14 protein-coding genes are annotated in these 12,528 nt (G+C 41.2%); 2 read left to right on the forward strand and 12 right to left on the reverse strand.

All coding sequences use genetic code 11. The annotated features are described in order from the left end of the window. Positions 1-45: 45 nt before the first annotated feature. The 9 genes from FD44_RS03480 to FD44_RS03515 all read right to left on the reverse strand — a co-directional run bounded on the left by FD44_RS03480 (position 46) and on the right by FD44_RS03515 (position 8,042). Positions 46-438 carry a type II toxin-antitoxin system PemK/MazF family toxin gene (locus tag FD44_RS03480; RefSeq protein ID WP_056973808.1) on the reverse strand — a complete coding sequence of 131 codons (393 nt, stop codon included), beginning with the start codon at positions 436-438 and terminating at the stop codon, positions 46-48. Positions 439-482: 44 nt separating this feature from the next. Further along, a complete protein-coding gene (locus FD44_RS10485) occupies positions 483-641 on the reverse strand; it encodes a hypothetical protein (protein ID WP_155801562.1) in 159 nt (52 codons plus the stop codon). A 105-nt stretch (positions 642-746) separates the two neighbouring features. Beyond that, positions 747-1,865 carry an alanine racemase gene (gene alr, locus FD44_RS03485; protein ID WP_010620759.1) on the reverse strand — a complete coding sequence of 373 codons (1,119 nt, stop codon included), beginning with the start codon at positions 1,863-1,865 and terminating at the stop codon, positions 747-749. After that, positions 1,865-2,227: a holo-ACP synthase gene (acpS, locus tag FD44_RS03490; RefSeq protein ID WP_010620760.1), complete on the reverse strand. Its 363-nt coding sequence runs from the start codon at positions 2,225-2,227 to the stop codon at positions 1,865-1,867. The genes alr and acpS overlap by 1 nt, the downstream gene beginning before the upstream one ends. 113 nt (positions 2,228-2,340) lie before the next feature. Next, entirely contained in the window at positions 2,341-3,966 is a 1,626-nt protein-coding gene (gene cshA / locus FD44_RS03495) for a degradosome RNA helicase CshA (RefSeq protein WP_010620761.1), read from the reverse strand. Between the two features lie 171 nt (positions 3,967-4,137). Continuing rightward, a complete protein-coding gene (locus FD44_RS03500; RefSeq protein ID WP_010620762.1) occupies positions 4,138-5,508 on the reverse strand; it encodes a UDP-N-acetylmuramoyl-tripeptide--D-alanyl-D-alanine ligase in 1,371 nt (456 codons plus the stop codon). Positions 5,509-5,698: 190 nt separating this feature from the next. Beyond that, entirely contained in the window at positions 5,699-6,481 is a 783-nt protein-coding gene (locus tag FD44_RS03505) for a hypothetical protein (protein ID WP_010620763.1), read from the reverse strand. A gap of 79 nt (positions 6,482-6,560) precedes the next feature. Next, positions 6,561-7,448: a zinc metalloprotease HtpX gene (gene htpX, locus FD44_RS03510; RefSeq protein ID WP_010620764.1), complete on the reverse strand. Its 888-nt coding sequence runs from the start codon at positions 7,446-7,448 to the stop codon at positions 6,561-6,563. Positions 7,449-7,457: 9 nt separating this feature from the next. Continuing rightward, positions 7,458-8,042: a LemA family protein gene (locus FD44_RS03515; protein ID WP_010620765.1), complete on the reverse strand. Its 585-nt coding sequence runs from the start codon at positions 8,040-8,042 to the stop codon at positions 7,458-7,460. A 141-nt stretch (positions 8,043-8,183) separates the two neighbouring features. On the opposite strand from FD44_RS03515, the gene FD44_RS03520 reads away from it, so the two are divergent. After that, on the forward strand, positions 8,184-8,648 hold the full coding sequence (locus FD44_RS03520) for a low molecular weight protein-tyrosine-phosphatase (protein WP_010620766.1): 465 nt from the start codon (positions 8,184-8,186) through the stop codon (positions 8,646-8,648). A 56-nt stretch (positions 8,649-8,704) separates the two neighbouring features. Here FD44_RS03520 and FD44_RS03525 read toward each other — a convergent pair whose 3' ends face one another. Then, positions 8,705-9,406 carry a class A sortase gene (locus FD44_RS03525; protein WP_010620767.1) on the reverse strand — a complete coding sequence of 234 codons (702 nt, stop codon included), beginning with the start codon at positions 9,404-9,406 and terminating at the stop codon, positions 8,705-8,707. A 106-nt stretch (positions 9,407-9,512) separates the two neighbouring features. Here FD44_RS03525 and FD44_RS03530 point away from each other — a divergent pair, with 106 nt between their 5' ends. After that, on the forward strand, positions 9,513-10,754 hold the full coding sequence (locus FD44_RS03530; protein WP_010620768.1) for a multidrug efflux MFS transporter: 1,242 nt from the start codon (positions 9,513-9,515) through the stop codon (positions 10,752-10,754). 93 nt (positions 10,755-10,847) lie between these two features. Here FD44_RS03530 and FD44_RS03535 read toward each other — a convergent pair whose 3' ends face one another. Next, positions 10,848-11,099, reverse strand: coding sequence for a type B 50S ribosomal protein L31 (locus FD44_RS03535; protein WP_010620769.1), 252 nt, complete (start codon positions 11,097-11,099; stop codon positions 10,848-10,850). Between the two features lie 111 nt (positions 11,100-11,210). Beyond that, entirely contained in the window at positions 11,211-12,488 is a 1,278-nt protein-coding gene (locus FD44_RS03540; protein ID WP_010620770.1) for a UDP-N-acetylglucosamine 1-carboxyvinyltransferase, read from the reverse strand. Positions 12,489-12,528 lie beyond the last annotated feature (40 nt).

Below are 12,528 nucleotides of genomic sequence, written 5' to 3' on the forward strand. Positions count from 1 at the left end.
CAACAGGATTTGACAGAGAGCCCAACAAAATCTGTTCGATATGTACTAAGACGATTTTTTCTGTTTGGGCTTGGTCTTATCTTTTTCAACTAACCCAATGCTAACCTGTAATGCCTTGTCAACTTGCTTCATCGTTGCATCCTCTAAATGAGTCACACGATCACGCAATCGTTGCTTATCAATCGTCCGAACTTGCTCCAACAGGATAACTGAGTTCTTTTCAATTCCTGTGTGATCTGCGGTAATCCCCACGTGCGTTGGCATCTTAGGCTTTGAAATCCGGGCCGTGATTGCTGCGACAATCACAGTCGGACTGTAATGATTACCAACGTTATTTTGTACAATTAATACGGGTCTCATTCCGCCTTGCTCAGAACCGATTACTGGTGACAGGTCTGCATAGAAAACATCGCCGCGTTTAATTTCAACGTTCGCCAATTATTTTCCATCCCCTTTTACGTGTCCACAATAACTGGGCACAATTAATTCCAAATTTTATCCAAATGCCACTCCGCTTCCTCTTCGCAAGCGGCAAACTCCTGAGTGATTTCCCGATTCAACTCCGACATTTCTGTGTATCCCCTTGCTAAATCATAAAAGTCATCGTGCTCGCCACTCAGTTGCTTAGTCGTTAATTCCACGAATTTACCTCCAAATTAAACTGGAATGGTGTCATAACCCAACTTAATTTCTCTATAATCTGAAATTAAGTTTACCATGCTTTCACCAAGAAAGGAACTACTTTGCTAGTGAAGATACTTTTTTGTAAGCCTTTCAGCAAAACCACACGCAATTTCATAGTGGTTCGTTTGGCAATGGTCAGCCAATTGCTGCAACGTAATTTCTTGATTACCACTCTTGCCTACTAATACCACCTGTTGACCTGGTAAATAATCTTTTGGCAGTCTAACCATTATTTGGTCCATGCAAATTCGACCAAGAATATCGCATTTTTGGCCATCAATTAAGACGTAAAATCCATCAAGATTTCTTCTATATCCGTCAGCGTATCCAATCGGAATCGTCCCCACAAATTCATCATGCTGGGCCGTATAGGTTGCCCCATAACCAACGCTGTCACCCTTTTTAATTTGCTTGGTAAAAACCAGTTCACTTGATAAGCTCATGGCTGGATGTAACTCAAATGGTGGTTCCAATTCAGTCCCAGATGGATTTAAACCATACCCAGCAGCACCGTATCGTACCATATTAACGCCTTCCAAAGGGTGGTGCCAAAGAGTTGTTGCAGAATTGGAAATGTGCACGAACCTTGGTAATTTAGGTAAAGTTGAAATAAGCTGATGCCATTTTGCCAATTGCTTCTTGAAATATTGATCATCTTTCATATCAGCAGTTGAAAAATGGGTAAAAATACCATCAAAGATAAATTGAGGCTGCTCTTCCAAAAATTTATACGCCTGAAGTAAATCGTTCGACTCCCGAAATCCAATTCTGCCCATGCCGGTATCAAGCGCCAGGTGAACAAGCAATGGCTTAGACTCAGCCTGTAGATTCTTATTTGCCTGCACTAACCAGTCTAAAGAGCCCACAGATGCCGCAATTTCGTTCCGTGCCATTAGTTTGGCATCAGTAGGGGAAGTTATGCCTAAAACGAGAATTGGGTCTGAAATCCCACTTTCTCGTAGTTCTAGCGCCTCATCCAAAATGGCAACACAAAATCCAGTTGCGCCTGCTTGCTTAGCGGCATTCGCGGTTTCCACCAATCCATGTCCATACGCATTGGCTTTCACCACCATAAATAATTGGACCTGATTGGCCAATAGCTTGATTGCTTCTTTAATATTATACTGAATTGCCTTCAGATCAATTGTTAGAACACTTGGTCTATGAATTCCAACTACCATCAAATTAGCTTCCTTTCTAAAATAACCTCAGTCATCACAAGCTTTTTTGTATGAGAAATTGACAAAAACGCACTGCCTTCGAATGGATGGTGACTAAATACTGGCTTACCTAAATCGTCCGCAGCAACTTCCAATTCCTTGAAACCAAGTCTTTTTCCAATTCCGGTTCCGAATGCTTTGCTATAAGCTTCCTTAGCTGACCATCTATTCGCCAAATAAACAAGTGCTGCACGACCTTCTAACTGCTGATAAGCGGCAAGTTCAACATCCGTTAAAATTCGATTTGCCAGGGAAGTTTGGGAACCCTCGCCCGTTTTTAATCGATCAATTTCTTCAATATCAATGCCCAGTCCATAAATCATGGTTTGCCTCCGTTGAGTTATTCAGAACTTAATTATAGCATACTGACAATTGTCTTTCTTCTTTGAAAACTGTCACAAAAAAAGCGAAATTCCAATTGGAATTTCGCTTTTCATTAGTCTTTATTTCTGATAGTAAAGCTTCGATTACTTGATGAAGCACTATGGCTCTTGTGATTACCACCATTATTTGAACGATGGTCGCCACCGCCACGGCGATCGTTTGAACGACCTCCGCGATCGCTTGATGAACCACCACGACTTCCGCCACGTGATCCACTTGAACGGTGATCGCCACCGCCTCGGCCACCACGTGATCCACCTGAACGATGATCGCCACCGCCTCGGCCGCCACGTGATCCACCTCGGCTTCCGCCATGTCCGCCACGATAACCACCAGATTTTCCACCGCCCTTGTGTCTTGGTAATGGTCGTTCTGGGGTAATCTTAACGGGAGTTTGGTTAGACTCGTCATTAGTAAGATCATTTAAAAGTGCAGCAACTAAGTCAACCGTATCGTATTGCTCTAATAATGATTTAGCAACTTCGCTGTACTTGTCAGTGTCAGTACTCTTAACTAAGTCCTCAACCGTACTCTTAGCATTGGCAAGTTGGCTAACCAATGCTTCTTCATCTGTAGGTGGCTTCAATGGAAGCAAGCGCACCTTGGTTAATTTCTCAATTTCTCTCATGTAGTCCATTTCGCTAGGTGCAACGAATGTTAATGAAACACCATGATGTCCGGCACGGCCAGTACGGCCAATACGATGGACATAACTATCTGGATCTTGAGGAATATCAAAGTTATAAACATGTGTAATATTATTAACGTCAATACCACGAGCAGCAACATCTGTTGCCACAAGAATATCAAGTTTGCCAGTCTTAAATTCGTTTAAGATTTGCATACGACGCTTTTGAGTTAAATCACCATGAATACCAGCTGCGTTATAACCGCGAGCTTGTAAACCAGAAGTTAATTCATCAACACGACGCTTCGTTCTCGTAAAGACCAGCGTCAAGTCTGGTGATTGAACGTCAAACAAACGTGTCATAACGTCAAACTTCTCGAAATCTTTAACTTTAACATAATACTGATCAACTAAATCAGTCGTCAATTCTTTGGCTTTAATCTTAACGTGTTGAGGATCAGTCATAAACTGAACACCGACACGCTTGATTTCAGGAGGCATTGTTGCAGAGAATAACAGTGTTTGTCGATCCTCTGGCAATTGCTTGATGATATCTTCAATGTCATCCAAGAATCCCATGTTAAGCATTTCGTCGGCCTCATCAAGAACTAAAGTCTTAACGTGGTCTAATTTAACTGTTCCGCGACGAATATGATCCAATAATCGACCGGGAGTTCCGACAATTATTTGGGGGTGACTCTTCAAACTGTTAATTTGGCGACGAATATCGGCACCACCATAAACAACTTGAACTTTTGCATGTTCGTCTTTACCTAATCTAAAAATCTCTTCTTGCGTCTGAATAGCAAGTTCACGTGTTGGAGATACAACCAATGCCTGTATTTGAGGATTGTGTAAATCAACTTTTTCCAATATTGGAAGTGAAAATGCAGCGGTTTTACCCGTTCCAGTTTGTGCTTGTCCAATGATGTCTTTTCCCTGTAAAACTAATGGGATTGTCTCGGCCTGAATAGGAGTTGCCTCTTCAAAACCGCTTCTTTTTATTGCTTTAAGCAGTGCATCGGACAACCCAAGCTCTGTAAACTTCAAATAAAATTCCTCCTGTGAATAACGTCCATGATGACGTCTACCTGCTAACGAAAAATCCGTTCGTCTTAAGTCGCAACCAGCGTGACCATGAACTGTTCTAATCTTCTTAAACGTAACTAAACAATAGTACAACTAAACGCATTGAAACGCAACTAATATTTATTGGATATATTATTTTAATGCGTCTAAAACCTCTTCTAAGTGGATACCGTGACTGCCCTTAATTAAAACTAAATCATCAGCAGTCACTTCTTTTTCAAGCTGCATAATTAAAGCGGACAAATCTGTGACCGAGAAATAATGCAATTGACTGGAAGAATAACGATCAATTAACTTAGCATCTAATGCCTTCATATGCGTGCCAATTAGGTATAAAGAACTAATTTGCAGAGGGTCTAAATCTTCAGCCAATCCCGCATGCATTTCATCAGCTTCATCACCCAATTCAAGCATATCGCCTAAAACGGCGATTCGCTTACCCTTAGTTGGCACCTGGGTAAACGCATTTAGAACAAATTTTGCCGCCGTTGGATTTGAATTATAGACATCACTAAGAATCTGTTCGCCTGCTGATCCCTTAACCCATTCAGTTCGGTTTTCAGTTGCGTCGAACTTCTTGAGTGCTTCACGCATGTTAGCCGGTCGAATCTGATACGTATCAGCTACGGCCAGTGCAGCAAGCGCGTTATTGACGTTGTATTCGCCAATTAACGGAATCTCAAAAGTTTCATCTGGCCATTTATTAGTTTTAAACGTGGTCGTTGTTGGTGTTGCAACAACATCAGTTGGGTAGAAATCAACGTTTTCTGAACGACCGAACGTTTTCTGAAGTTGACTCACTGATTTAGCCCGTTCGGTCAGCAACGGTTCATCCCCATCATAAATGAAGACGCCATCCTCTTTTAACCCATCAATAATCTCCATTTTGGCATCCGCAATTTTATCTCTCGTACCAAAGAACTCAATGTGCGCTTCACCAATCATGGTGATAACTGTCAAATCGGGTTGAACAAGATTACTTAAAAATTCAAGTTGACCAGGTCGATCCATCCCCATTTCAATGACCAACAATTCAGTCGTTGGCTCCATAGAAAGAATCGTGACCGGTACCCCAATCTCATTATTAAAGTTTTCCTGAGTCTTGGTCACGTTAAATTGCGTGGCTAAGATTGCAGCAATCATGTCCTTCGTCGTTGTTTTCCCATTTGACCCCGTGACAGCAACAACTCGTGGATTAATTTTCATCAAATAATAACGACTCAATGCCTGCAAAGCTTCAAGCGTATCTTTGACCACAATCACTGGAAAGTCGGTCGGAATATCCGTTCGTTCACTACTCCAAAAAGTTGCGACCGCGCCATTGTCGATTGCGCTTTTAATGAAGTCATGCCCATCTCGATTCCCAGATAACGGTACAAACAGTGTGCCATCCGTGACTTTGCGACTATCAAAACTAACACTGGAAACCTCGAGTTCGTTCCACTGTTCAATATCATTATCGGCATTAACCGCCTTGGCAATTTCTGCAAGTTGCATTTTCATATTGTTAACTCCTATTTTGTTTCAGAAAATAAATTTAAAATGAGACCAAACTATGGATATAATTTGCCCTCATCTCTATTATCCATTTACTCGCTGATCAACTGATTACCATCACTTAAAAAGGACAGCATCTAAATCCAAAGTCAATTATACCATATCTTAATTTAAACTAAGATTAAGGGAGGCTCCTTCAAAGCTCTCCCAAAACATCAAATGCTTCCTTACGCTCAATATTGAGTTTCCATCTGTGCTCCGTAATAACGTAAATTAAGGTTGCGACTCTTTCGGTATAACGAAACACATCTTCCTGTTCATGCCAAGTGGGCTGCTGTTCCGGCTTTAATTCCGCGAAGACTGGAATCAAATACTGACGCTTTCGTTCCACAACTTGATCAAATGCAAAAATGACGCCTTCCCTAAAGAGGGGTTGCAACTGATTAATAATTTCGTCAGAAAGATCATTCACTGCCAGTGGCCGGTTGAACATCGTCCAACGTTTACTATGCATCGACCGCAAATGGCGTTTCATGGAAATATCTAGAATATGACTAAAATCCTTTAACCGATGAAAATAGCTTTTTTTAAAATTGTCATGAATATCCAAACAAGCATACCGATTTTGAAGTTTAGCGTAAAAAGGTAAATTTAAATGAGTTTCCATGTGGGATAGGTACAGTAGTTCTGCTATTTCGGTTGGCATCAATAAATCAACGTCATCTAAATCTTGAAAATCCAACCATTTTTTTGGTCTCAGTTGACGATCTAGTAAAAAGTTGCGGACATCATTTTGTCCCACAACCATTTGAAAATGAGTGTGCGTGTTGACCCGATTTCCCTCCACAGAATTATCAATTAATAAAATCTTGTCGGGAACTTCCGAAAGACCGTTCACTAAATCAGCGTCACTAATCCCAAAGGTAAAAATGACGTTGTTTAGCTCTTCCATATTTATGTAAATAAAATTATCCCGCATTAATACTCACGCTCCGATTGATCCTTCTAGGTCAATTGTACTACGAAAGTATTCATGCGGGATAAAGATACGCATTTATTTACATTTTTTCTAACCGTTCAATCCGATCCGCAGTTGCTGGATGAGTATCAAACAAGTGACTGGTTCGCTTCTTTTTCTTTGGATCCGATATATATAGCGCGGCGCTAGCGGAATCCACGTTTTTCATCGGTTGGCTACTATCTAGTTTTTGTAGTGCCGAAATTAACCCATGCGGATTCCGAGTTAATTCAACGCTTGAGGCATCCGCTAAATATTCGCGGTTTCTAGAAAGAGCCAATTGAATAATTGTTGCCACAATTGGCGCCAAGATAATTGAGAGAATGGATAGAACCATAAAAATGAGATCAATCGCGCTCGAGCCTTCCTTACGATTACGATTTCCACCACCCCACCATAAACCACGCATTCCAAAGTTGACTAGAATAGAGATCGTCGAAGTGAGCGCAAGTGCAATTGTCGAAATTCGAATATCGTAATTTCTGACGTGAGAGATTTCATGTCCAATCACGCCCTCAAGCTCTTCACGATTCATCATTTCGAGTAATCCACTCGTTGCCGCCACGGCGGAGTGTTGTGGATCATTCCCAGTCGCAAAAGCATTTGGACTTGGATCATCAATGATATACACCTTTGGCATTGGCACTCTCGCAACTAAAGCCATGTCTTCCACCACGTGAAAAAGCTCAGGCGCCTCATTGGCATCTGTCACCTCACGCGCATGATTCATCGTCATAACAACGTTGGTTGACTGAGACACCATAATTAATGTGTAAACGAGTGCGATCACAACGGCGACAATCAGGCCGCCAAGCCAAGTTCCATAAAAATAGCCAATCGCTGCGCCAATAAGACTCACAAATAAAATGAACCCTATCAAAACGTAAATTGTTTTTCGTTTATTCTGTGCAATCTGCTGAAATAACAATCACATCACCTACTTATCAAATCCCTTAAAGTCATCGTCAAAGTTAACTTTTGGCGTTTCTTTCTCTTCTTCTGGAACTTGAAGATAGTCGCTTTGTTTGAAATGGTGAATGCCTGCGACAATATTGCTTGGAAAGCTTTGAATCTTCATGTTTAGGTTTGCAACAGATGAATTATAAAGCTGACGTGAATAGGCAATTTTGTTTTCAGTATTAGACAGCTCTTCCATTAATTGCGTAAATTGCGTATTCGCTTTCAAATCAGGATAGTTTTCAGCGACTGCAAATAATGATTTTAGTGAGCCACTTAATTGGTTAGAAACCTCCATTGTTTTTTGGCGGTCTCCGGCTGGAATCTCAGTCATTTGATTCCGAAGTCCAACGACTCTTGCCAGGGTTTCTTGTTCATACTTTGCATATCCCTTAGTTGTGTTAATCAAATTAGGAATCAAATCATTACGACGTTTTAACTGAACGTCGATTTGACTCCATGATTCTTCAACGTAGGTTCGCATTTTAACAAGTCCGTTAAATTGAGTCATGTAGATGATTGCAATCAATGCAATCACGACGATAATAATAATCCATGTAATCATATAAAAGCCCTCTCCCTTAGTTATTTGACCCCATCATATCAGAGTTTGTAATCCCTTACTAGTTTGAGGGGTATCCCAGCTGAAACTTGACGATATCTTTAAACTTTTCTAAACTAGCTTTATTGAATCAAGGAGGTTCTTATGAAATCAGTTATGTTTGTCTGCCTAGGAAATATTTGTCGTTCACCTATGGCTGAAGCCATTTTTAACAAACTCGTTTCCGATGCAAATTTAAGTCACAAAATTACCGTTTCCTCACGGGCAACAAGCACCGAAGAACGGGGAAACGCTCCTCATCCAGGTGCGCAAAAAGTGATGCGTCAACACCATTTGAATTTTGACGGCTTCCGTTCTCAGCCCATTTCTCAAGAAGATTTTGAGACAGCTGATTTTATCATTACGATGGACAATCAAAATATAGTTAACCTAAACCGGATGGCGCCCGCCAACACTGCTGAAAAGATTCGGCTTTGTTTAGACATCCTACCTGATCACCGTGGTGAGGAAATCCCAGATCCTTGGTACACGCATAAATTTGACTATACTTATGAAATGTTAGCAATGGCTTTGCCTGCTTGGTTAGACGTTGTTAAAAAGAGTCTATAAAAAAATGGAATTAGATGACCGACCACTCCCACATGGTCGAAATCTAATTCCATTTTTTATTTATTATTAAATGATTCATTGAATTGTTTCTTAATGCTTACCGAAGTGTTTGCGTAAGAAGTACTATCTACTAATTTGCCTCGTAGCATCAGCCGCCTAGCACCCGTGGCGTCACAGGTGACCAACGTGATGATTGGTTTTTTAGTTTGGTTGACAACATCAATCCGTGTTGCAGCGATGAATTTTCGGGTATAAACCTTGTACCGATAAACCCGCCGCATATTAGTTAAATAAATACTGTCGCCAACTTTAGTTTTAAAGTATAACGGACTAAAGAGAATATCACGACGAACCATGTGGTGGCCAGCTAGAGGATAATTACCAGTCCCCATCTTTTGGTCTGGTCTCATTGTTCCCGCTGCAAGCGCCAAGGTTTCATTACTGACACCCTTGCCAATTGGCAGATGGACATTTGACTTTGGCACCAAAATCTCACCAACGACACTTAATTTTTTTTGATTCAAACGCGCCTTAGCAACCGTTGAAAAGGTTAACGTTTTTGCATCTTTAAAGTTGAAATTAGCTTTCTTCTTTTCGTTTTTTTTGACAGTTTGTTTCGTTACTTTCGGCTGATACGATGAAACCATCCAGTTCTTAATTTGCTGATTAAAGATTAACCCTAGTGAAACCAACAATAGAATCGTAAATAAGATTCGAAAGAGCCATGCTCCCACTTTTCTTTTTTTGCGTTTCGACATGAACTGAGCCTCCCATTAATAATGACTATTGACTCTTTAAATGTTACCCTTATAATCACAAGTAATTTTAACGTACCTAAGCAATAAATGAAAGAAGATTGATGTTTTGAACACTAAACCACCTGTAGTCCCACAGGCAAAGCCGATTTGGCGACAAAATCTGCTTATTCTGTGGTTTGGCACCTTTATGGCTGGTCTCGCTTTTAGCGAAATCATGCCATTTTTATCCCTATACGTAGACACGCTCGGCACCTTCACCAAGAGCCAACTGAATCTTTATTCTGGGATTACGTTTGCGGCAACCTACTTCGTAACTGCCATTGCCTCTCCCATTTGGGGTAAATTGGCTGATAGTAAGGGCCGGAAAGTCATGCTCATTAGAGCTTCACTTGGCATGTCCGTCATTATGGCCTTAATGGGGCTGGTAACAAATGTCTGGCAATTAATGGCCTTGCGTTTCATTCAAGGAATCTTTTCTGGCTATATTAGTAACGCTAACGCCTTGATGGCAACTCAAGTTCCAAAGCGCAAGAGTGGTCAAGTCCTCGGTACTTTGGCAACCGGATACGTTGGCGGTTCACTATTTGGTCCCCTATTAGGCGGAATTCTTGCTGAAATATTCTCCTATCGAGTCACATTCTTCATTACGGGCGCTCTGCTACTATCCGTTTTCTTTCTGAGTTATTTTTTCGTTCACGAACAATTTACTCCCGTAAAAAAGGAAAACATGCTTTCAACAAGCCAAGTTGTCAAAGTCTTAAAGAATCCTAAGTTAATCATTGGCATGTTTGTGACCACCTTGATTATTCAAGCATCAAACAATTCAATCTCACCAATCCTCGCTTTATACGTCAGAGAAATTATGCCGCATGGATCAGCGGTCACCTTCTATAGTGGAATTGTCGCCGCAATTCCAGGGGTTGCCACCTTATTTGCGGCACCTCGACTGGGAAGGCTAGGTGACCGGTTTGGGACAGAACTTGTTTTATCAGTTGGATTTATTTTTGCCATTATCGTTTATATTCCGATGGCGTTTGTAACCAATGTGTGGGAATTAATGTTCCTACGATTCTTAATTGGGATTTCAAATGCCACCATGTTGCCAGCTGTTCAAACAATTCTCTCAAAAAACACGCCGGCAGAAGTAACTGGACGGGTTTTCTCCTATAATCAATCCTTCCAAGCTGTTGGAAACGTGTTGGGACCCTTAATTGGCTCATTTGTCTCAAACACATTCGATTATCGCGCTGTGTTCATTTCGACGGCCGTTCTTGTCTTACTGAATTTTGGAATGGTTTGGCTCAATACTAGTAAATTACGTAAAAAGCACCTAAATGACATTAATTAATTTTATTCTTCAAAAAGAAAGGGCGACGCAATCAAATGATTACGTCGCCTTTTTTGTACAAAAAAACCGACATCTCTGCCGGCTCTAAAATGCTTACTTTTCTGATAAACCATACTTCTTGTTGAAACGATCGACTGCACCGTCGGCTTGCAAGAACTTTTGCTTACCTGTGTAGAATGGGTGTGAGTCTGAAGTGATTTCAACACGGATCAATGGGTAGTCTTTACCGTCTTCCCACTTAACCGTTTCTTCTGAAGTTGCAGTAGAACCAGACAAGAACTTAAAACCAGTACTTGAATCTTGGAATACAACTTCATGGTAATCTGGATGAATATCTTTTTTCATAATTTTCTTCGCTCCTTTGCCCTGAATCATTTGCTGAGACAGAGATTCATAAATAACTAACCTTTGTACTATAACATGAATTTAAACTTCAATCAATGGACTAATTAATTTTTATGATTCGACAACTTGCACGTTCTCTAATTTTGCAACAGCACTCAAACTAGTCAGCTTCCGAATAATACTGTCGTAGCCACGTAAAATGTTATCGGCGTCTTCGATTACAGTCGTGCCCTCTGCCATGAGTGCCGCTATCACGAGGGAAGCCCCCGCTCTGATTTCCCCAGCGTCAACTCTTGCCCCAATTAATTTATCTGTATGGTCTACCACAATCATATTGTCCTCAGAGCGAATGTTGGCTCCCATCCGCTGCAATTCACTTATATGCTTCAATCGCTTGGGATAAATTGTATCAACAATCATGCTACTCCCCTCTGCTAAAAGAAGCAGTGGCGTGATTGGCTGCTGCAAATCCGTCGCAAAGCCTGGGAATGGCATTGTTTTCACTTGAATCGCATTTAAATGATTGGATTTAGGTACGTAGATACTATCCTCGCCAATTTTTAAATTAACGCCCATCTCGATTAACTTTGCGGTGAAAGATTCCAAATGTTCAGGAATGACGTTATTTAGCGTAATCCCATCTCCAACGGCAGCTGCCATTGACAAATAAGTTCCCGCTTCAATTCGATCAGGAATAATTGTGTGCGTGGCCTTTGCCTTTAGGGTTGCGACCCCTTCGATTCTAATTACATCCGTGCCAGCGCCACGAATATTCGCCCCCATATTGTTTAAGAATGTTGCAATATCAATAATTTCTGGTTCTTTGGCTGCATTCTCAATAACGGTACGGCCAGTGGCTTTGACGGCCGCCAGAATTGTGTTAATTGTTGCACCAACAGAAACAACATCAAGAAAAATCCGAGCACCACGGAGTCCCGTATCCCCAGTTTCAATTTTAACGGTGCCATCATGTTCTTCCACTTGGGCTCCTAAGGCTCTAAACGCCTTGATATGCTGATCAATCGGCCGCGGACCGATGTTATCACCACCAGGGAAGCTCACAATTGCACGCTTAAATCGGCCTAAAAGAGCGCCCATAAAGTAATAGGAAGCCCGCAAACTTTTGATTGCCTTGCTAGGTAGTGGCGCTTCCACGATTTCAGTTGGGTCAATACTAAGGACCCCATTTTCAAATTTTGAGTAAACGTTCATTGATTTTAAAATGACCATGAGATTATGGACATCTAAAATATCAGGTACCATGTCAAATTTCACCGGAGAATCTGCCAAAATTGCAGCAGGAATCAGCGCTACTGTACTATTCTTAGCGCCGCCAATAGTGACTTCTCCTTTTAGGCGGTGACCGCCTTCGATTATCATTTTCTTCATTGCGTAAAATTCCTCACTATAAATATCCAATTATCCAATC

This window comes from Secundilactobacillus malefermentans DSM 5705 = KCTC 3548, assembly GCF_001436395.1.
Classification (GTDB): domain Bacteria; phylum Bacillota; class Bacilli; order Lactobacillales; family Lactobacillaceae; genus Secundilactobacillus; species Secundilactobacillus malefermentans.